Genomic DNA, 20,388 nt, shown 5'->3' on the forward strand with positions numbered 1-20,388 from the left:
TAGGAGCTTTGTCATGACCGCTGTGCTGGACGCCCCCGCCTACCTCACCGATTCGTTCGCCGGAGCCGGCGTCACCGCGCTGGCCGAAGTGGTCGGTGCCGAGCAGACCGTGCCCACCGTCGACGGGACCGCCGTCCGGTACGCCAACTTCGACTACGCGGCCAGCGCCCCGGCGTTGACCGAGGTCGCCGCGGTCTTCACCGAGGCGCTCGGCCAGTACGCGAGCGTGCACCGCGGCGCCGGTCACCTGTCGCAGGTCACCACCGCCCGGTACGAGCAGGCCCGCGAAACGGTCCGCAGCTTCGTCGGCGGCCGTGCCGACGACACCGTGGTCTTCACGCGCAACACCACCGACGCGATCAACCTGGCCGCACATGCGGTGCCCGGCGACGTGGTGGTCCTGGACATCGAGCACCACGCCAACCTGCTGCCGTGGCAGCGGACCGGGCGGGCGCGTGTGGTGACCGCGCAGCCGACCTTCGCCGACACCCTGGCGGCGCTCGACGCGGAACTGTCTCGCAAGCCGGCCGCGCTGCTGGCGGTGACCGCGGCGTCGAACGTCACCGGTGAGGTGCTGCCGATCCGCACCCTCACCGCGCTGGCGCACCGCCACGGCGCACGCATTCTGATCGACGGGGCCCAGCTGGTGGCGCACCGGCCGGTGTCGTTGGCCAGCTACGGCGTCGACTACCTGGTCTTCTCCGGCCACAAGGTGTACGCGCCGTTCGGGGCCGGGGTGCTGATCGGCCGGTCGGACTGGCTCGACGACGCCGCGCCCTACCTGGCCGGCGGCGGTGCCACCGCGCACGTCGACCTGGACGCGGGTACCGACTGGCACACCGGTGCCGCCCGCCACGAGGCCGGCAGCCCCAACGTGCTGGGCGCGGTGGCGATCGCCGCGGCCGCCGACACCATCAAGAACCTCGGCTTCGAGCTGATCGGGTACCACGAACGCGACCTGCTCACCCGCCTCGACGAGGGCCTGGCCGCGCTCGACGCGGTGACACCGCTGCAGATCTTCGACGACGTCGAGGACCGCGTCGGTATCGCCGGCTTCGTCGTCGACGGCTTCGCCGCCCGCGAGGTGGCCGAATACCTGAGCAACCACCACGGCATCGGGGTGCGCGACGGCAAGTTCTGTGCGCACCCGCTGCTCACCCGCCTCGGCTACCCGGAGGGGGCGGTGCGCGTCAGTTTCGGCCTCGGCACCGGTTCCGAGGACGTCGATCGTCTGCTCGCCGCCTTGGCCGAGCTGACCGCCTGACGGCGATCGAGCGCTCGACCTTTGAGGGGTGGGTCGAGCGCTCGACGTGGGATCGACGGAAAAACGGCACCCGAACGCGCAGGCGTCCGGGTGCCGATTCGGCTTCAGTGAGTCAGATCAGGGCTGGTAGCGATCCACCGCGGCCTGCGCCACCTTGATGGCCTCGTCCTTGCCGACCCAGCCGCCGGGGGTGACTTCCTTGCCCGGCTCGAGGTCCTTGTAGTGCTCGAAGAAGTGCGCGATGGCGCCCAATTCGAAATCGTCGACGTCGCCGATGTCCTGGATGTGATCCCAGCGAGGATCGCCGGCCGGCACGGCGAGCAGCTTGTCGTCGCCGCCGGCCTCGTCGGTCATGGTGTACATGCCGACGATGCGGGAGCGGACGATCACGCCCGGGAACACCGATTCGGTGAGCAGCACCATCGCATCCAACGGATCGCCGTCCTCACCGAGGGTGTGGTCGATGTAGCCGTAATCGGCGGGGTAGCCCATCGAGGTGTAGAGGTACCGGTCGAGGTACACCTTCCCCGTCTCATGGTCGACCTCGTACTTGTTACGGGCGCCCTTGGGGATTTCTACGGTGACCTCGAACTCCATACGTTCTCACTCCTCTGGTCTGCGGGGGACGATCAGGGGTCAAGGATACTGTGGGAACAGTCAGGCCCACGCGGGCAGCCCAGAAGTTGTGGCGCGCGGGTAGCGAAGAGCCCGAAGGGATTCCTGTGGCGACGAAGATCGGCCGACGTCGGTGGCGGTCGGTATTGCTGACCGCACTGAGCGTCCTGCTGGTGGCGGCGCTCGCGGTCGGCGGCTTCCTCGCCTACAACTGGTACTACCTGCGGCCCGAGCCGGTGCCGGTCGGTACCCCCGCCCAGCCGGCCGCGGCGACCGTGGATCCGAGCATCCTGCCGGTGGATCCGTCGGCGCCCGCGCCCACCGCCCGCGGCGTGGCGGCGCAGCTGCGCGCCGGGCTCAAGGATCGTGACCTCGGCAAGCTCACCGGCATGGTCTCCGACCCGCTGACCGGCCAGACGCTGTGGACGCAGTCGCCCGACGAGCCGCGCACGCCGGCCTCCAACGCCAAGATCCTCACCGCGGCCGCGGCGCTGCTGCAGTTGGACCACGACGCCCGCCTCACCACGGAAGTGGTGGCCGGTGAGGACGGCCAGGTGATCCTGGTCGGCGCCGTCGATCCGACACTGTCCGGGCAGGCCGAAGGCTCGGACACCTACTACACCGATGCGCCGCGCATCGCCGACCTCGCCGCCCAGCTCCAGCGCTCCGGCATCGAGATCACGTCGGTCGCGGTGGCGCCCACCTCGGTCACCGGACCCGCGATGGAACGGACCTGGGACGACGCCGACATCGAAGGCGGCGACATCGCACCGATCACCTCGCTGATGATCGACGGCGCGCGCAAGGACCCGATGGACGAGTACTCGCCGCGGTCGGACACCGGCCCGCTCGACGCCGGGCGGGCCTTGGCGGATGCGCTCGGTCTGCCCGGTCCGGTCGCCGAGGCGGAACCGGCGTCGACGGCGAAGGTGCTGGCCTCGGTCCAGTCGGCGCCGCTGAGCGCCCGCGTCGGCGACATGATGCGGCTGAGCGACAACGTGCTCGCCGAGACCCTCGCCGTGGAGCTGTCGGTGGCGATGGGCGGCCCGCCGAGCATCGCCGGCGGAGCGGACGCCGTGGTGCAGGTGCTGCGGTCCAACGGATTCGACGTCGGCGGCGTGGTCCTGCGGGACGCCTCCGGGCTGTCGGCCGCGGACAAGGTGCCCGCCCGGCTGCTCGACGAGCTGGTGTCGGCGGCGGCCGGCGACAAGCAGCCGAAGCTGCGCCCGCTCCTGGACACCTTCCCGGTGGCCGCAGGCACCGGAACCCTGACCGATCGTTTCGATCCGAAGACCAACCCCGGTGCGGGCTGGGTGCGGGCCAAGACCGGCACCCTGACCGGAGTCAGTTCGCTGACCGGCATCGTGCAGACCGTGGACGGGCGGGTGCTGGCCTTCGCATTCATGTCCGGCGGCACCTCGCCGGCGGACGCGCGACCCGCACTGGACGCGCTGGCCGGCGCGCTCCGGGAGTGCGGTTGCCGTGGCTGACGCCGAGAGCCCGACCACCACAGACCTGCCGGACCCATCGACCCTGCCGGACCCATCGACCCTGCCGGACCCATCGACGAGGAGTGCTGACGCGGTGACTGAGACCCAGATCGAGGACGATGCTCCGGAAGCGGCGCAGGCACCCAACATCGACTGGGGCCTGGCCGCGTCGCTCGGCCGCAAGGTGGCCCGGCCCGGTCCGCGCGTCACGCGCTACACGATGGACCAGATCCACGCCGAGCTCGCCGACGCCTCGGTGCGCGCCGAAGCGCCGGTCCGCGAGGTGACCGGCCTGGCCGACGGACTGCAGGTCCCGACCGCGCGCATCCTCGACCGCGCCGGCTGGATCGACGCGGCGGCGCTGTCCATGCCGGCGATGTTCGGCGGCGAGTCGGCCGTCGGCGAGAACCCCGGACTGGTGCAGAACACGCTCGGCAAGGTGGCCGGAGCGCAGGCCGGCGGGTTGCTGGCCTTCCTCTCCGGCGCGATCCTCGGCCAATACGACCCGTTCTCGATCGACGACGAGACCGGCGAGGCCGGGCGGCTGCTGCTGGTGGCGCCCAACATCCTCGCCGCGGAACGACAGCTCCGCGCGGTGCCGTCGGACTTCCGCCTCTGGGTCTGCCTGCACGAGGTGACCCACCGTGTGCAGTTCTCGGCCAACCCGTGGCTGGCCGGCTACATGCAGGAGAACGTCGCGACGCTCACCGATGATGCGGGGGAGTCGACGCTGGACATGATCACCCGTATCAACGAGTCGGTGCGCAGCGGCCGCAGCCGGGAGAAGGGCGTGCTCGGCGTGATGCAGCTGATGCAGGCGCCCGAGCAGCGCGACGCCATGGACCGCGTGCTGGTCCTCGGCACCCTCCTCGAGGGGCACGCCGATCACGTGATGGACGCGGTGGGCCCGGCGTTGGTGCCGACGGTCGCCGACATCCGGGCCGGCTTCGACGCCCGACGCCGGCGCCCGCAGAATCCGCTGCAACGTATCATCCGAGCGCTGATCGGCATGGACGCCAAGATCGCGCAGTACGTCCGCGGCAAGGCCTTCGTCGACGCCGTGGTGGCCGAGGTCGGCATGGACGCCTTCAACACGGTGTGGACCTCGCCGGAGACCATGCCGCTGATCGGCGAGATCGACAAGCCGGACCAGTGGATCGCGCGGGTGCTCTGACCGGGCGTTCGCGCGCCCAGCAGGAGGTGATCGGGGCGGTCCGCGGATTCGCACGCGCCCACCTGGCCGGGCCGGATGTGGCCGTCGCGGTGTCCGGCGGTGCGGACTCGCTGGCGCTGACCGCGGCCGCGGTGCGCGCCGGGCTGTCGGTGACCGGGCTCGTCGTCGACCATCAGTTGCAAGAAGGTTCGGCGGCGACCGCGGCGTGGGCGGCGGCGACCGTCGTCGAACTCGGTGCCCAGGCGCGGGTGCTGACCGTGCGGCCGGACGGGGGCGGCGGTCCCGAAGCGGCGGCGCGCCGGGCGCGGTACGACGCGCTGGAGCAGGCGCGCGGCGGCCGGCCGGTGCTGCTCGGGCACACCCTCGACGACCAGGCCGAGACGGTGCTGCTGGGTCTGGGCCGCGGTTCCGGGGCCCGCTCGCTGTCCGGGATGGCCCCGTGGACGGCGCCCTGGGGGCGCCCGCTGCTCGGCGTGCGCCGTGCACAGACGCGGCAGGCCTGCGCCGACTGGGGACTGGAACCGTGGCAGGACCCGCACAACGACGACCCCCGGTACGCCCGCGTGCGGGTGCGCCACGACCTGCTGCCGCGCTGCGAGGAGGCGCTGGGCGGCGGGGTGGCGCAGGCTCTGGCGCGGACCGCCGACCAGTTGCGCGCCGACGACGCAGCGCTGACCGAGTGGGCCGACCGCGTCTACCCGGAGATCTGCGACGGCGTCGAGCTGGTCGTCGAGGCCGCGGCCGCGCTGCCCGGCGCCGTCGGGACGCGGGTGCTGCGACGTTGGCTGGCGCGGGTCGGCGCAACCGAGCCCACCGCGGCCGTCGTCGCGCAGGTCTGGGCACTGATCGCCGACTGGTCCGGGCAGGGGCCGGTGGCGATCGGCGGGGACGCGGAGCATCGCCTGGTGGTGCTTCGGAGCGCAGGCTTCCTCCGCGCCGAGCACCGGCCGCGCTGAACCGGGGGACCCGGGTACCGACGTCTCACGGCTGTGGGAAACTAGTGGGCGTGGCGAACGGGTACCCGGAAAACGACATCGAGACGATCCTGATCACCGAAGATCAGATCGCGCAGCGCACGGCCGAGATGGCCGCGACGATCGCGGAGCGGTATCGGGACACGCCCGACGACCTCCTGCTGGTCGGCGTGCTCAAGGGCGCGGTCATGTTCATGACCGACCTGGCCCGCGCCCTGCCGGTGCCCAATCAAATGGAGTTCATGGCGGTCAGCAGCTACGGCTCGTCGACCTCCTCGTCGGGCGTCGTCCGCATCCTCAAGGACCTGGACCGCGACATCGCCGACCGCGACGTGCTCATCGTCGAGGACATCATCGACTCGGGTCTGACGCTGTCGTGGCTGATGAAGAACCTCGCGACCCGGTCGCCCCGGTCGCTGGAGGTGGTGACCCTGCTGCGCAAGCCGAAGGCGGCGCAGCTGGCGGTGGAGGTCGCCGACGTGGGCTTCGACATCGAGAACGAGTTCGTCGTCGGCTACGGCCTGGACTACGCCGAGCGGTACCGCGATCTGCCGTTCATCGGACGACTGGATCCGTCGGTCTACTCGAGCTGATCCGCTCGCGTTCGGGCCCGTCGTCGAACGCCGCTTTCGCCCTGCGGGAACAGAATGCCGGTCGCGGGGCGTTGAAAGGTAGCCTCGTAAAGCGAGACTGACGGGAAGGACAAGGGTCGACGCACGCCCTCAGCGGGTGCGGTGCGCGCAGGCCCGTGCGAAAAGTATGAACCGAAAGAAGCTCTACCGGAATCTGGCCATCGTGGCCGTGATCATCCTGGCCCTCTGGGGTATCTCGGTGCTGACCTCCGACGACAACGAATACACCGGTGTCGACACCTCGGTCGCGATGTCGCAGCTGAACATCAAGAACACCGAGTTCATTCAGATCGACGACAAAGAGCAGCGCCTCCGGATCACGTTGAAGGATCCGATCAAGGTGCAGGACCAGGACGTCACCAAGATCGAGGCGCAGTACCCGTCCGGTGTCTCGGCGCGTGTCTTCCAGTCCGCCACCACCACCGGCGCGCCCTATCAGACGCACATCACCAAGGACTCCGGTTTCTGGCAGTCGCTGCTGATCTTCGTGCTGCCGATGGTGATCCTGTTCGGTCTGTTCTTCTTCGTGATGAGTCGCATGCAGGGCGGCGGCCGCGGCGGCGTCATGGGCTTCGGCAAGTCCAAGGCCAAGCAGCTCACCAAGGACATGCCCAAGACCACCTTCGCCGACGTCGCAGGCGCCGACGAGGCCGTCGAGGAACTCGACGAGATTCGCGACTTCCTGCAGAACCCGGCTCGCTACCAGGCGCTCGGCGCCAAGATCCCCAAGGGCGTGCTGCTCTACGGTCCGCCCGGCACCGGTAAGACCCTGCTCGCGCGCGCCGTCGCCGGCGAGGCGGGCGTGCCGTTCTACACGATCTCCGGTTCGGACTTCGTGGAGATGTTCGTCGGTGTGGGCGCCTCGCGGGTCCGCGACCTGTTCGAGCAGGCCAAGGAGAACAGCCCCTGCATCATCTTCGTCGACGAGATCGACGCCGTCGGTCGCCAGCGCGGCGCCGGCCTGGGCGGCGGTCACGACGAGCGCGAGCAGACGTTGAACCAGCTGCTGGTGGAGATGGACGGCTTCGGCGAACGCTCCGGCGTCATCGTCATGGCGGCCACCAACCGCCCCGACATCCTCGACCCCGCGCTGCTGCGTCCGGGCCGTTTCGACCGGCAGATCCCGGTCGGCAACGCCGACATCGCCGGTCGTCGCGCCATCCTGGGCGTGCACGCCAAGGGCAAGCCGATCGCGCCCGACGCCGACCTGGACGGGTTGGCCAAGCGCACCCCGGGCATGTCCGGCGCCGACCTGGCCAACGTGATCAACGAGGCCGCGCTGCTCACCGCGCGCGAGAACAAGACCGTGATCACCAACGAGCTGCTCGAGGAGGCGGTCGACCGCGTCATCGGCGGTCCGCGTCGTAAGAGCCGCGTGATCAGCGAGCACGAGAAGAAGGTCGTGGCCTACCACGAGTCCGGTCACACGCTGGCCGCGTGGGCGATGCCCGATCTCGATCCGATCTACAAGGTCACCATCCTGGCCCGCGGACGCACCGGCGGTCACGCACTGGCCGTGCCGGAGCAGGACAAGGACGTGATGACCCGCTCGGAGATGATCGCGCGCCTGGTGATGGCGATGGGCGGTCGTGCCGCCGAGGAACTGGTGTTCCACGAGCCGACCACCGGCGCCAGCTCGGACATCGATCAGGCCACCAAGATCGCTCGCGCGATGGTGACCGAGTACGGCATGAGTGCCCGCCTCGGTGCGGTCCGCTACGGCCACGACCAGGGCGATCCGTTCCTGGGTCGCGGCGGCATGGGCGGCGGCACCCCGGAGTACTCGTCGGGCATCGCCGCCGAGATCGACGAAGAGGTGCGTCGTCTCATCGAGGCCTCGCACACCGAGGCCTGGGCCATTCTGGACCAGTACCGGGACAAGCTCGACGAGCTGGCCGGCGCACTGCTGGAGAAGGAGACCCTGGTCCGCAAGGACCTGGAGGAGATCCTCGAAGGCGTCGAGAAGCGGCCGCGGATGACCGAGTTCAGCGAGTTCGGCAACCGGACCCCGAGCACGAAGCCGCCGATCAAGACGCCGGGCGAACTGGCGATCGAACGCGGCGAGCCGTGGCCCCCGGTGCCCGAGCCCGCTCCGGCGCCGCCGCAGCAGCCGTTCCCGCCGCAGTACGGACATCCGGGACCGAGCCAGGGCATGGGACACCAGCCCGCGCCGCAGTATCCGGACCTGAGCGGTCGTGCGCCGGGGCAATACCCAGGCTCGAACGGTCAGCCGGTGCCGTCGCAGCCCCAGAACGGTCAGCCCCAGAACGGTCAGCCACAGAACGGTCAGCCACAGAACGGTCAGCCCCAGTACGGCGAGCCCCAGACCGGTCAGCCCCAGTACGGGCAGCAACCGCAGTACGGGCAGCAACCGCAGTACGGGCAGCAACCGCAGTACGGGCAGCCCCAATACGGGCAGCCGGCGCCGGGTCAGTCCGGCGAACACGGTCAATCGCGCCCGGACTACGGTGCACCGCGCGACTGGCAGGCACCCGGATGGCCGCCTGCGGACGACCCGCGCAACAACTGATTCGGTGCCCGATTCACTCAGGTTCCACAGGAAGGAAGCACGGTCTTCATGAGCGACGATGAGGTGCTGGTCACCGCGGACGGCCGCAAGTTCGATCAGGCGCGCGCCGAGGCCGCGGTGCGGGAGCTGCTGTTCGCCGTCGGCGAGGACCCCGACCGCGAGGGTCTGCGCCGCACGCCGGAGCGGGTGGCACGCGCGTACCGCGAGATGTTCGGCGGGCTGTACACCGAGCCGAGCGACGTGCTCGCGACCGTCTTCGACGAGGATCACCGCGAGTTGGTGCTGGTCAAGGACATCCCGATGTACTCCACGTGCGAGCACCACCTGGTCGCTTTCCACGGCGTCGCGCATGTCGGCTACATCCCGGGCGCCAGCGGACAGGTGACCGGCTTGAGCAAGCTGGCGCGACTGGTGGACCTGTACGCGCGTCGGCCGCAGGTGCAGGAACGGCTGACCAGCCAGATCGCCGACGCGCTGGTGGAACGACTGAATCCGCGCGGGGCGATCGTGGTGATCGAGGCCGAGCACCTGTGCATGGGCATGCGGGGCATCCGCAAGCCGGGCGCGAGCACCACCACGTCGGCGGTGCGCGGCATCTTCCAGACCAGCGCGGTCTCGCGCGGTGAAGCACTCGACCTGATCACGCGCTGATGGCCGCCCGCCGGGACGCGGCGCCGACGCGGACCCTCGTGATGGGCGTCCTCAACGTCACCGCGGACTCGTTCTCCGACGGCGGGCGCTACCTCGATCCGCGAGCGGCGATCGAGCACGGATTGGCCCTCGCGGCCGCGGGCGCCGACATCGTCGACGTCGGCGGGGAGTCGACGCGGCCGGGCGCCGATCGGGTGGATCCGGCGGTGGAGGCGCAGCGCGTGGCGCCGGTGATCGCGGCGCTGGCGGCCGAAGGGGTGCGGGTGTCGGTCGACACCATGCGCGCCGCGGTGGCCGCGGCCGCCATCGAAGCCGGTGCGAGCCTGGTGAACGACGTCTCCGGGGGACGAGCCGACGCCGGCATGGCCGCGGTGATCGCCGACTCCGGGCTCCCGTGGGTCCTGATGCATTGGCGACCGTCGGACACCGAAGCCGACGGCGACCGGCACTTCACGCACCGCAGCGCGGACGCAGGCGGCTACCGCGACGTGGTGGCCGAAGTGTCCGGGGAGCTGCTGGGCCGGGTCGACGCGGCCGTCGCGGCCGGGGTGGATCCGGATCAACTCGTGCTGGACCCCGGTCTGGGATTCGCGAAGACGGCGGAACACAACTGGGCACTGCTGCACGCTCTGCCCACCCTGGTGGGTCTGGGTTTTCCGGTGCTGATCGGGGCCTCTCGCAAACGCTTCCTCGGCACCCTGCTCGCCCGCGACGGCGTCGATCGGGAGCCGGACGGGCGCGACGTGGCGACCTCGGCGATCTCGGCGCTGTCCGCGGCAGGCGGTGCGTGGGGCGTGCGTGTACACGACGTCGCGGCCAGCCGCGATGCGGTGGCGGTGGCCGCGGCCTGGCGCGACGGTGGCGACCGAGCCCCCCGCACGGGCGCGGCCGCGGTGACGAAAGGATTGACGGATGGCTGATCGGATCGAGCTGCGCGGCCTGCGTGTGCGCGGCAATCACGGCGTCTTCGAGCACGAGCGTCGGGACGGCCAGGACTTCCTCATCGACATCACGCTCTGGCTGGATCTGCGGCCCGCGGCGGTGAGCGACGAACTCTCCGACACCGTCGACTACGGGGCGTTGGCGCAGCTGGCCCACGACATCGTCGCGGGTGCGCCACGGAACCTGATCGAGACGGTGGGCGCGCAGATCGCCGACGAGGTGATGACCGACGAGCGGATCTCCGCGTGCGAGGTGACCGTGCACAAGCCGTCCGCGCCGATCCCGCTGGCCTTCGACGACGTCGCGGTGGTGACCCGCCGGTCGTACAAGTCGGCGCCGGGCCGGGCGGCACGATGACCGGCCGGCCGGGGGCCAGCCGCGTCGTCCTGTCGGTCGGCGCCAACCTCGCCGAGCGGGACGCCCGGTTGGCGTCGGTGATCGCGGCCCTCGGCGACCGGCTGGTGGCCGCCTCCGACGTGTACACCACCGCGCCCTGGGGCGGGGTGCACCAGGACGACTTCCTGAATCAGACACTGATCGCCGAGGCCGACCTGAGCCCGGCCGACTGGCTGGCGTTCTGTCACGACTGCGAACGCGCCGCCGACCGCACCCGCGAGGTGCGGTGGGGGCCGCGGACGCTGGACGTGGACGTGATCTCCGTCGAGGTCGACGGTGTGGCCGTGCGCTCGGACGATCCGGACCTGACGTTGCCGCACCCGCGGGCCGCCGAGCGGGCTTTCGTCCTGGTGCCGTGGCTGCAGATCGAGCCGGACGCGCGGCTGTGGACGCCGACCGGTGAACGCGCGGTGACCGATCTGCTCGAGGCGCTGCCCGCGACGGAGCGCAGCGGTGTGCGGCGTGCCGAGGCGACACGATGACGATGCCGAACGGGACCGACCCGCTGCCGCCGTCGGACGACGACGAGCACAGGCTCGGTCCGACGCGGATCCGCGACCTGGCGGCCATCGCCGTGGTGGCCGGTCTGCTGATGTGGGTGTTGGCGCGCTATTACTACGGACTCCTGCCGTCGTTGCCGTGGCTGGCGGGCATCTCGCTGTACGTGCTGGCGGCGCTGGAAGTGGTGATCGGCTTCCTGGTGCGCGCCCGCGTGTCCGGCGGTCGCGTGGGGTCCGGCAAGGGGCAGGTGCACCCGATCAACGTGGCGCGGTCGGTGGCGCTGGCCAAGGCGTCGGCGATCCTCGGGGCGATCGCGCTCGGAGGCTGGCTGGGCATGCTGGTCTACCTCATCGATCGCCTGCACATCGACGTGGCGGCGGCCGACATGCCCGCGACCATCGTCGGCGCGGTCGGCGGGCTGGTGCTCGCGGCGGCGGCGTTGTGGCTCGAGCATTGCTGTCGTGCGCCGGACGACCCCAGCCCGGACGCCACCGACGCCCCGCCCCACCCTGTCTGACCGGACCGCGACCGGGCGGGTTCTACGGCGACTCTCCGCAGGCCGCTGCCCGGAGTCGGTGTGACGGCCAGGTAAGTTGGCCAGCATGACCAGCACAGACAGCGCAGATCGGGCGACCCGTCGTACGCCGCGACGGGGAGCTACGCCGTCGGACGCGGGAACGGGTGGAGGCGGTCGTAAGGCCGGGGCCTCGAAGGCCCCGAACGCGAAGACGAACTCGCAGGTGTCGCCCGCACAGTGGCTGATCGGGCTGTTCATCGTGCTGGCGCTGATCTCGAGCCTCCTGATGGTGCTCGGCAAAGACATCTCGATCACCGGCTCGCTGGCGGTGATCGCGGCACTGTGGGCCGCGGTGATCGGCGCGGTCCTGGTGACCAAGTACCGCAGGCAGGCCGACGTCGCCGAGTCGCGCAACCGCGATCTGCGACTGGTGTATGAGCTGCAGTTGGAGCGGGAGATCGCCGCGCGCCGCCAGTACGAGGCCGAGGTGGAGACCGCCGTGCGGCAGGAAGTGGCGCAGGAGACCAACGAGGAGTTCGAGGCGCTCAAGACCCAGGTGCTCGCATTGCGAGCCAGCCTGGAGAAGTTGCTCGGCAATCCGCTGCCGGAGGTGCCGCTGGCGCTGCGCCCGGAACGCCGTCGGGAACTGGGTTCGGGACTGGTCGGTGCCGGCTACTCCGAACTCGGCGATCTGACCGATGATCGGGTGGCCGCGAACCTCGACTTCGAGTCCACCGCGCCGCCCGCGGAGCCCGGCCGGCACGCGCCGGCGCCCACCGAGTACGAGTACGACAGTGCCGAGGACGCCCCGTCGGCGGTGGAGATGACCGAGATCATTCCGGTGGTCACCGATGAGGCGCCGGCCGCCGATTACACCGCCTCGGAGTACGAGTACACCTCGTCCGAGTACACCGCTCTGGAGTACACCGAGACCGCCGCCGCGGGCCCCGAGTACGGCGAGCAGGAGTACGTCGAACAGGCTTACGGCGAGCAGGAGTACGTCGAACAGGGTTACAGCGAGCAGGGTTACGGCGAGCAGGGTTACGGCGTCGAGCAGCAGCAGTACGGCGCGCAGCAGCAGTACGTCGACCAGCAGTACACCCAGGCGATCCCGCAGCAGTCCGGTCGCCAGTACGCCGACGCCTACGACGCCGCCGCCTACGAGCCGCCGGCGTCCCCGGTCTCGCCGGTGCCGCCGGTGCCCGAGGTGCCGCCGATGCCGACTCGTTCGCGCCGCGCCGCGGACGACGACGGTGCGCACTCGGCCGGCCAGCCCGCCTCCGAGCTGTTGAATCGTCTGCGGCAGGGCAGTGGCGACGCAGGTGGCGGCCGCCGCCGTCGCTGAGCCCTCCCCGGCCTCCGGTGCCGTCGCACGCGTGCCTCGCGCACGCTGCGGCGGCACCGTTGTCTTCGGACGTCGCGGCAGCGGCGTTCTCCCTGTTCGCGCGGGTTCGAACTTCCGGACCGGAACCCCTCTTCGGTCACTGACCTGGCGGTTCCGGATTCGTTTCCCCTCGGGGTGCGCGCGGCTTCCTAGCGTGTGCGGTGAGAGATCTGCGGGTGGCGCGGATCGACGTGGCGCGCGGTCGCGGGCCACGTCGCTGCCAGGGAGAGTGGGGGTCGGAGCGATGGCGGACGAACGTCGGTCCTGGTGGACGCTGACCAAACTGATCGAGGTCGCGATGCTGCTCGCCGTCCTACTCGTCCTGGTCGGCGCGTAGCCCGCACCCCGTCGGGGCAGTCGTGCTGTTCGCCCAGGTCACGGTCTGTCCGGATTCCGGACCGGAATCCTTCCTTAAGTCTGTGAACTGCAGGTTCGGCCTTTCGGTGCAGTTCGGGGGAGATGCGGCTTCGTAGCGTCTTCGGTGAGGGATCGGCGAGTCACGCCGGTCCGATGTCGACTCACTGGAGAGTGATCATGAAGGTTCGCAAGGCCGTTCTGGCCGTCGTCGTCGGGGCACTGTCGGTGTCGGGTCTGGTCGCCGGTTCGGCGAGCGCCGCCACGCACCAGACCCGGGAGGGGCTGGCGATCGAGCTGTCGGCCGCGCAGCAGTCGGTCCGCAAAATCGCGCCGCTGGACTCGTCGCCGCTGTCCGGTGAAGCGTTGCTGTCGTCGAATGTGCGCGCTGCGGTGAAGAACATCGGTGACAAGAAGGTGCGTGCGACGCTGGAGCTGGGCTACCAGATCGGCTACCCGGTGTCGGTGGCACCGGACGGCGTCGCGATCACCGCGCACACGCCGGAGCTGAAGCTGTCGAGCGGGGTCAACGCGAAGCTGGCGCCGGATGTGGCGATCAACGGCACCGGCGGCGGTCTCGCACTGGGCGAGGTCGGGTTGGAAGCCGGTGCCGAGGCCACCGTGATCCCGTCGGCCGATCTGGAGTTCAAGGTGGAGGCCGGGAAGATCAAGACCGTGACGCTTGCGGAGATCGCGATGACCAAGCCGGTCGCCGACATCGTGCTGTCGGGCGTGAACCTGAACATGACCAACGCGCTGGGACCGATCAGCGTGCGTCCGTTCGCGAAGATCTCGGTGACCTCCGAGACCGGCGTGTACGTGTACTACGCGTACGGCGCGACGACCCGCATCTGACGGGTCCGGCGGTCGGGCCACCCTCCGGCCCGCCGCACCGAGATTTCGGGTGGGCACCTTGCGGTCGGGGCAAGGTGCCCACCCGGATTCATCGGAAGCTGCCGCACTAGCGGGTGCCCCGCACTTCGCTCTCGGATCGCCAGTTTTATGTCCTCGGAGGTACCGCTGAGGGGCCCTTTCGGACATAAGAGTCCGCGGGTCGGCGGTGGGCACGGAGACGGCAGGATTTCTTGTACGCGGGGCGGATCCGGGATGAGCGCTTCGGGTGTGATGTCGGTCGCGCCGGTGGTCGTGAGCCTGTCGGCGGACGGTGTCGGCTGCCTATTCTGACGGGGTACGAGCCTTCTTGTCGGGGGACGGCTCATGGTCCGCGAAGCGAAGACATGACATTTTCTGCCGCACTACGAAGCCTGTGGGCTGCCGCGGGCGACCCCACGTTGAAGAACGTCAGCGCCGCGGTCGCCGCGCGCGGTCGGCCGGCGGGCATCACCGTGAGCCGCAGCCTGGTGGCCCGGCTCAGCGACTGGCGCGCCGGCCGCCACCTGCCGCGCGAGTTCGAGGGCGTTCTGCTGCTCACCATCGCCGAACTGCTGGACCGGGCCCGGAAGCGCGACGCGCTGGCCGGGCTCCCGGTGCGGATGGAGCAGTGGGAGGAACTCTGGCGGCAGGCGCGGCTCGCCGAACTCACCCGCGACGTGGAGAGCCCCTATCCGGGGCTGGCGGCCTACGGGCCGGATACCGCGGCCCGCTTCTTCGGCCGGACGGCGCAAGTCGAGGCGGTCACCGCGCTGGTCGACGAGGCCCTGTCGGAGGGCGGCGGTGCGGTAGCTCTCGTCGGCGTGTCCGGTTCGGGGAAGTCGTCGCTGCTGGCCGCCGGCGTCCGCCCCGCACTGCTCCAGCGGGGCATGCGCGTGGTCGCGATGACACCCGGCGTCGATCCCGACCGGGAACTGTCGCGCGTGCTGGCCGAAGCCGAGGGCGAGGAAGCGGCCGGGCCGCTGACGGTGATCGTCGACCAGGCCGAGGAACTGTTCACCGTGGCCGACGGCGCGGACCCCGCGGCCTTCCTGGATCGCCTGATCGGGCTGACCGAGGCCGACGACGAGTATCCGACCGCGGTACTGATCGGCCTGCGCGCCGACTTCGTGGGTGAGTGGCTGGTCTATCCGCGGTTGCTCGAGGCTCTGAACAAACGGACGTATCTGCTCGGCCCGATGAGTCGCGACGATCTGCGTGACGTGATCACCAGCCCGGCCGCGAGCGTCGGGGTGAAGCTCGAGCCGGGCCTGGCCGAGCGGATCCTCGTCGAATTCTGCGGACCGAACCTGCAGGACTACGACGCGGGCGCGTTGCCGCTGCTCAACCACGCACTGGCGACGCTGTGGGGGCATCGCACCGGGAACCGACTCACCCTGCGCGCCTACGAGAACTCCGGTGGCGTCTTCGGGTCGCTCGGCGACACCGCCGAACAGATGTGGTCCGGGCTGACGCCCGAGGTCCGAACGGCCGTCAAACAGCTGCTGCTGCGGCTGGTGCACCTCGACGACTCCGGTCGCAACACCCGCCGCTACCGCGCCCGAGGCGAACTCCTCACCGGCGACACTGCGCAGCGCACCTCCCGGGCAACGGCACTGGACGAATTGCTGGCCGCGCGCCTGGTGGTGGTGGACGGCGACGACCGGGTCGGATTCACCCACGAGATCGTGATGCGGTCCTGGCCGCGCCTGCGCACGTGGATCGACGAGAACCGCGCCGACCTGCTGGCCCGGCAACAGCTGGAGGCCTCCGCCGATACGTGGTCGGAGTCCGGCCGCGATCGCAGTCTGCTGCTGCGTGGGGCGTCGCTGGCGCGGGCTCGGCACGCGGCCGCCACCGGGGAAGTGTCCGCGGCCGCCTGCGCCTTCGTGGCCGCTGCGGACCGGACCGAGCAGCGCACCGCACGGCTGCGGCGCACGGCGATCCTGGCGCTGGTCCTCGCAACGGTGCTCGGACTGACGCTCAGTGTCGTCGCCTATCGCGCACGCAGCGAAGCGGTCGCGCAACGGACCACCGCGGAACTGGGCAGACTCGTCGCCGAAGCAGATCGGCTGCGCGACTCCGATCCGACGATGTCCGCACGCCTCACCCAGCTGGCGCGGGACGAGGCACCGTCGGACTCCGCCGATTCGCGACTGGTGGCGACCGGCGCGCTGCCGCTCGCCATGCCGATCCGCACCGACAGCGGCGCGGTGTACACCGTGGACGTCAGCCCGGACGGGAAGCGGGTGGCCGGCACCGGATCCGACGGCGCCGCACGGATCTGGACGATCGACGACCCGGACGCCGACCCGCTGGTGCTCACCGGCCACACCGGCTTCGTCACCTCGGTGGCCTGGTCCGGGGACGGCTCGGCGCTGGCCACCACCTCCGACGACGGCACCGCGCGGATCTGGTCCCTCACCGACTCGGGCGCCGCCGAGACCGACCCGACGGTGCTGCGCGGACACGACGGACGCGTGGTCTACGCGGCGTGGGCGCCGGACGGACGACGGCTGGTCACCGCGGGCATGGACGGCACGGTGCGTGTCTGGGACACCGCGACCGGCGCGCAGCTCGCCGAACTCGACGGGCACACCGCCGACGTGCGGACGGTCGCATGGAGTCCGGACGGGACACTGATCGCGTCCGGCGGATCGGATCGGACCGCCCGACTGTGGGACGGCGCGACGTATGCGCCGCGCGGCGTGATCGACGGACACCGCGACACCGTGCACGCCCTGGACTTCGCCGACGACTCCGCCACGCTCGCGACCGGCTCCGACGACGCCACGATCCGGCTCTGGAACGTGACCGATCCGGCCGCGCCCGCGCTCGGCGGCCCGATGATCGGACACACCGCGCCCGTGTGGTCGGTGGGCTTCAGCCCGGGTGGCCGGCGCCTGGTGTCGGCGTCGGTCGACGGCTCGGCCCGCGTCTGGAGCGTCGCGCAGCCGGAACTGCCCGTCCAGCTGGGGCCCACGCTCGACGGCGCCGGCAGCTCGGTGTTCTCGGCCACCTTCACCCCCGACGGGCGCCGCGCGGTGACCGCCGGCGCCGACGGCACCATCCGGATCTGGACGCTGCCGACCACGGTCCTGGCCGGGCACACCGGCCGGGTGATCGCACCGTCGATCGCCGCCGGGCGCATGCTCACCGGCGGTGCCGAGGGCACCCTGCTGCTGTGGTCGTCGACCGATCAGGCCGCACCCGCGCTGCTCGCGTCGACCACCACCGCGCGCCGGGCCCGCATCGATCAGATCGCGCTGTCGCCGGACGGTCGGCTGGCCGCGGCCGCGACGTCGGCGAGCACCGTGCAGATCTGGCCGATCGACGACGCCGGCCGCTTCGGCGCCTCGACGACGGTGCGGGTCGACACCCTCGACCAGCAGCGCGTCTCGTTCGCACCGGCCGCCACGCACACCGGTGACCAGCTGATGCTGACCGGTGACCGCGACGACTCGTTCGCGCTCTGGCGGGTGGCACCGGACGGCGCGGCCACGCGGGTCGGCGCACCGCTGGTGCACGGTTCGGCCGGCACCTGGGCCACCGCCGCGGCCTGGAGTCCGGACGGCCGGCGCCTGGTCACCACCGGTGTGGACGGCGTGCTCACCCTGTGGGACGTGGCCGATCCGGCGCATCCGCGCAAGCTCGGCATCGGCGAGGCCGATCCGCGCCGGGCGATCAACGCCCTCGCCTGGGCGGGCGACGTCGTCGCGTCCGGCGGGGACGGCGGGCTGGTGCAGCTGTGGCGCGTCGAATCCGACGGACTGTCGCTGCTGGCGACCCGGCACCAGGCCGGCGGCGGCACGGTGCGCACCGTCGACTTCGCCGACGACGGCCACCGCCTGATCACCGCGGGCGACGGCCAGACCATGGTGGTGTGGGACACCGCCGACCCCGCCGAACCGCGGCAATGGGGCGAGCCGCTCGGCGCACCGGGCGCCGGGCGCTGGTACGCCGCCGTGCTGCCCGACGGCGACGCCGTCGCGGTGGGCGGGGACCGGGGCGCGCTGACCGTCGTCGTGCTCGATCCGGCCTACGCCGACACCCGGATCGACGACGCATCCCCGCCGCTCACCGACGCCGAACGCGAGCATTTCGGGATCCGGTGAACCCGGTCACACTGACCTGGCATCGCCCGCGTCACGCGCCTATCGTTGCGGTGTACGTCTGGTACCCACGCTGGTGGGACTGGAACTGCTCTGGAGGACAACGGTGACCACACCCATCCCTGCCCCGCGCTTGACCGTCGGCATCTGCTCGACCGGTCGCGTGGGCACCGCGCTCGGCGAGGCCCTCGCCGCCGCGGGACATCGGGTGGTCGCGGCACACGCACCGTCGCCGGCCTCCCGCGAGCGCGCCGAGCGCCGCCTCCCCTCCGCCCGACTGGGCACCGTCGACGACGTGGTCGCCGCCGCCGAACTGGTGCTGCTGGCCGTTCCCGACACCGAACTCCCCACCGTGATCGATCAGGTGGCCGCCGCGCTGCGGCCCGGCCAGATCGTCGCGCACACCGCGGGCGCGCACGGCGTCGACATTCTGGATCCGATCGCGCAGCGCGGCGGCATGGTCCTCGCGATCCATCCGGCGATGACCTTCGTCGGCGGCACCGAGGACACCGAGCGGCTGTCGTCGTCGTGCTTCGGCATCACCACCGCCGATCCGTTCGGCGACGCGGTGGCCGCGGCGCTGGTCCTGGAACTCGGCGGCACCCCGGTGCGGATCGACGAAGCCCAGCGCACCCTATACCACGCGGCGCTGGCGCACGGCGCGAACAATCTGATCGCCCTGATCACCGACGCGGTGACGGCCCTGCAGGCCGCGATCGACGGACCGCATCACCTCGCCGCGCAGGCGACGGTGGACGGCGGCGCGACGGGTCTACCCGAGCAGATCCTCGGACCGCTGGTGCGCGCCTCGCTGGAGAACGTGCTGAACCTGGGGCCCTCGGCGCTGACCGGCCCGGTGGCCCGCGGCGACCGCGCCACCGTGCAGCGACACCGCGGTGCGCTGGAAGAACTGCCCGACCCCGGCGTGGCCCTCGGCTACCGGGTGCTGTCCGCGCGGGCGGCCGTCCAGGCCGGCGCGCCCGCCGATCTGCTCGACTCGATTGAGGTGAAGTGAGTGACGACGATTCTTGAGGCCTCGCAGGCCCCGTACACCCCCGGCGCGTTGACGGTGCACCGCGATCCCGCGGAACTGCACCGCGTCAGCATGGCGCTGCGGGCCACCGGCAAGCGCGTCGCGCTGGTGCCCACCATGGGCGCGCTGCACGAAGGCCACCTGCAGCTGGTGCGCACGGCCAAGGGCCGCGGCAACACCGTGGTGATCGTGTCGATCTTCGTCAACCCGCTGCAGTTCGGTGCCGGCGAAGACCTCGACGCCTACCCGCGCACCTTCGACGAGGACTGCGCCAAGCTCGCCGCGATGGGCGTCTCGCTGGTCTTCGCGCCGACCGTCGCCGGCATGTACCCGAGCGGCCCGCGCACCACCATCCACCCCGGTGAGGCCGGTCGCATGCTGGAGGCCGCGCAGCGCCCGACGCACTTCTCCGGCATGTTGACCGTTGTCAACAAGCTGCTGAACATCGCCGCGCCGCACGCCGCCTACTTCGGCGAGAAGGACTACCAGCAGCTGGTGCTGGTGAACCAGATGGTCACCGACCTCAACATGGACGTCGAGATCCACGGGGTCCCGACGGTCCGCGAGGCCGACGGTCTGGCGATGAGTTCGCGCAACCGGTACCTGTCGAGCCAGGAGCGCGAGCTCGCGACCACCCTCTCGGCGGCCCTGCTGGCCGGGGCGTACGCCGGCGAGAAGGGCGGACCGGCGGCGCTGGCCGCGGCGCAGGCGGTGCTCGCCACCGTGCCGGAGATCGACGTCGACTATCTGGAACTGCGCGACCGTTCCCTCGGCCCCGCGCCGGAGACCGGAGACGGGCGCCTGCTGGTGGCGGCGCGTCTGGGTCAGACGAGGTTGATCGACAACGTCGGCGTCGACATCGGCGGAGTGCGCCGAGCCTTCGACGACGACGCCCAGGAAGAGTTTTTCGCAGCGGGCGCGCACGCCCGCGGAGATGAGGATTAAGCCA

17 protein-coding genes are annotated in these 20,388 nt (G+C 71.2%); 16 read left to right on the forward strand and 1 reads right to left on the reverse strand.

What is annotated here, in order from left to right:
* Positions 1-13 precede the first annotated feature (13 nt).
* A complete protein-coding gene (locus ABD989_RS00270) occupies positions 14-1,264 on the forward strand; it encodes an aminotransferase class V-fold PLP-dependent enzyme (protein ID WP_345312004.1) in 1,251 nt (416 codons plus the stop codon).
* A gap of 117 nt (positions 1,265-1,381) precedes the next feature.
* On the opposite strand, the gene ABD989_RS00275 is transcribed toward ABD989_RS00270, so the two are convergent.
* Positions 1,382-1,861, reverse strand: a complete 480-nt coding sequence (locus tag ABD989_RS00275; RefSeq protein ID WP_345312005.1) for an inorganic diphosphatase — start codon at positions 1,859-1,861, stop codon at positions 1,382-1,384.
* 119 nt (positions 1,862-1,980) lie between these two features.
* Here ABD989_RS00275 and dacB point away from each other — a divergent pair, with 119 nt between their 5' ends.
* The 15 genes from dacB to panC all read left to right on the forward strand — a co-directional run bounded on the left by dacB (position 1,981) and on the right by panC (position 20,384).
* Positions 1,981-3,369, forward strand: coding sequence for a D-alanyl-D-alanine carboxypeptidase/D-alanyl-D-alanine endopeptidase (dacB, locus tag ABD989_RS00280; protein WP_486327073.1), 1,389 nt, complete (start codon positions 1,981-1,983; stop codon positions 3,367-3,369).
* 94 nt (positions 3,370-3,463) lie between these two features.
* Entirely contained in the window at positions 3,464-4,543 is a 1,080-nt protein-coding gene (locus ABD989_RS00285) for a zinc-dependent metalloprotease (RefSeq protein WP_345312007.1), read from the forward strand.
* Positions 4,522-5,499: a tRNA lysidine(34) synthetase TilS gene (gene tilS, locus ABD989_RS00290; protein ID WP_345312008.1), complete on the forward strand. Its 978-nt coding sequence runs from the start codon at positions 4,522-4,524 to the stop codon at positions 5,497-5,499. Before ABD989_RS00285 ends, tilS begins: the two co-directional genes overlap by 22 nt.
* Positions 5,500-5,543: 44 nt before the next feature.
* Complete coding sequence (hpt, locus tag ABD989_RS00295; protein ID WP_345312009.1) at positions 5,544-6,110, forward strand: hypoxanthine phosphoribosyltransferase; 567 nt, start codon at positions 5,544-5,546, stop codon at positions 6,108-6,110.
* 166 nt (positions 6,111-6,276) lie between these two features.
* A complete protein-coding gene (ftsH, locus tag ABD989_RS00300) occupies positions 6,277-8,679 on the forward strand; it encodes an ATP-dependent zinc metalloprotease FtsH (RefSeq protein ID WP_345312010.1) in 2,403 nt (800 codons plus the stop codon).
* Positions 8,680-8,727: 48 nt separating this feature from the next.
* Complete coding sequence (gene folE / locus ABD989_RS00305; protein WP_246993748.1) at positions 8,728-9,330, forward strand: GTP cyclohydrolase I FolE; 603 nt, start codon at positions 8,728-8,730, stop codon at positions 9,328-9,330.
* On the forward strand, positions 9,330-10,250 hold the full coding sequence (folP, locus tag ABD989_RS00310; protein WP_246993749.1) for a dihydropteroate synthase: 921 nt from the start codon (positions 9,330-9,332) through the stop codon (positions 10,248-10,250). The genes folE and folP overlap by 1 nt, the downstream gene beginning before the upstream one ends.
* Entirely contained in the window at positions 10,243-10,629 is a 387-nt protein-coding gene (folB, locus tag ABD989_RS00315; protein ID WP_345312011.1) for a dihydroneopterin aldolase, read from the forward strand. Before folP ends, folB begins: the two co-directional genes overlap by 8 nt.
* On the forward strand, positions 10,626-11,150 hold the full coding sequence (folK, locus tag ABD989_RS00320; RefSeq protein ID WP_345312012.1) for a 2-amino-4-hydroxy-6-hydroxymethyldihydropteridine diphosphokinase: 525 nt from the start codon (positions 10,626-10,628) through the stop codon (positions 11,148-11,150). The genes folB and folK overlap by 4 nt, the downstream gene beginning before the upstream one ends.
* Complete coding sequence (locus ABD989_RS00325; protein ID WP_345312013.1) at positions 11,147-11,686, forward strand: DUF3180 domain-containing protein; 540 nt, start codon at positions 11,147-11,149, stop codon at positions 11,684-11,686. The genes folK and ABD989_RS00325 overlap by 4 nt, the downstream gene beginning before the upstream one ends.
* A gap of 85 nt (positions 11,687-11,771) precedes the next feature.
* Positions 11,772-13,031, forward strand: a complete 1,260-nt coding sequence (locus ABD989_RS00330; RefSeq protein WP_345312014.1) for a DUF6779 domain-containing protein — start codon at positions 11,772-11,774, stop codon at positions 13,029-13,031.
* A gap of 573 nt (positions 13,032-13,604) precedes the next feature.
* On the forward strand, positions 13,605-14,279 hold the full coding sequence (locus ABD989_RS00335; protein ID WP_345312015.1) for an MspA family porin: 675 nt from the start codon (positions 13,605-13,607) through the stop codon (positions 14,277-14,279).
* A 383-nt stretch (positions 14,280-14,662) separates the two neighbouring features.
* Positions 14,663-18,409, forward strand: coding sequence for an nSTAND1 domain-containing NTPase (locus tag ABD989_RS00340; RefSeq protein WP_345312016.1), 3,747 nt, complete (start codon positions 14,663-14,665; stop codon positions 18,407-18,409).
* A gap of 103 nt (positions 18,410-18,512) precedes the next feature.
* Positions 18,513-19,421 carry a Rossmann-like and DUF2520 domain-containing protein gene (locus ABD989_RS00345; RefSeq protein WP_345312017.1) on the forward strand — a complete coding sequence of 303 codons (909 nt, stop codon included), beginning with the start codon at positions 18,513-18,515 and terminating at the stop codon, positions 19,419-19,421.
* Positions 19,422-20,384 (forward strand): pantoate--beta-alanine ligase, encoded by a 963-nt coding sequence (panC, locus tag ABD989_RS00350; protein WP_345312018.1) that lies wholly within the window; start codon positions 19,422-19,424, stop codon positions 20,382-20,384. It abuts the gene before it with no gap.
* Positions 20,385-20,388: the final 4 nt, after the last annotated feature.

Origin of the sequence: Gordonia alkaliphila, from assembly GCF_039542465.1 — a bacterium.
Lineage (GTDB): Bacteria > Actinomycetota > Actinomycetes > Mycobacteriales > Mycobacteriaceae > Gordonia > Gordonia alkaliphila.

What these genes read in the sequence shown, in the direction of transcription:
- ABD989_RS00325 (WP_345312013.1), top strand. Translation starts at nt 11,147, where the DNA reads ATGACGATGCCGAACGGGACCGACCCGCTGCCGCCGTCGGACGACGAC.
- folP (WP_246993749.1), top strand. Translation starts at nt 9,330, where the DNA reads ATGGCCGCCCGCCGGGACGCGGCGCCGACGCGGACCCTCGTGATGGGC.
- ABD989_RS00340 (WP_345312016.1), top strand. Translation starts at nt 14,663, where the DNA reads ATGACATTTTCTGCCGCACTACGAAGCCTGTGGGCTGCCGCGGGCGAC.
- ftsH (WP_345312010.1), top strand. Translation starts at nt 6,277, where the DNA reads ATGAACCGAAAGAAGCTCTACCGGAATCTGGCCATCGTGGCCGTGATC.
- ABD989_RS00270 (WP_345312004.1), top strand. Translation starts at nt 14, where the DNA reads ATGACCGCTGTGCTGGACGCCCCCGCCTACCTCACCGATTCGTTCGCC.
- ABD989_RS00330 (WP_345312014.1), top strand. Translation starts at nt 11,772, where the DNA reads ATGACCAGCACAGACAGCGCAGATCGGGCGACCCGTCGTACGCCGCGA.
- ABD989_RS00275 (WP_345312005.1), bottom strand. Translation starts at nt 1,861, where the DNA reads ATGGAGTTCGAGGTCACCGTAGAAATCCCCAAGGGCGCCCGTAACAAG.
- folK (WP_345312012.1), top strand. Translation starts at nt 10,626, where the DNA reads ATGACCGGCCGGCCGGGGGCCAGCCGCGTCGTCCTGTCGGTCGGCGCC.
- folE (WP_246993748.1), top strand. Translation starts at nt 8,728, where the DNA reads ATGAGCGACGATGAGGTGCTGGTCACCGCGGACGGCCGCAAGTTCGAT.
- folB (WP_345312011.1), top strand. Translation starts at nt 10,243, where the DNA reads ATGGCTGATCGGATCGAGCTGCGCGGCCTGCGTGTGCGCGGCAATCAC.
- ABD989_RS00335 (WP_345312015.1), top strand. Translation starts at nt 13,605, where the DNA reads ATGAAGGTTCGCAAGGCCGTTCTGGCCGTCGTCGTCGGGGCACTGTCG.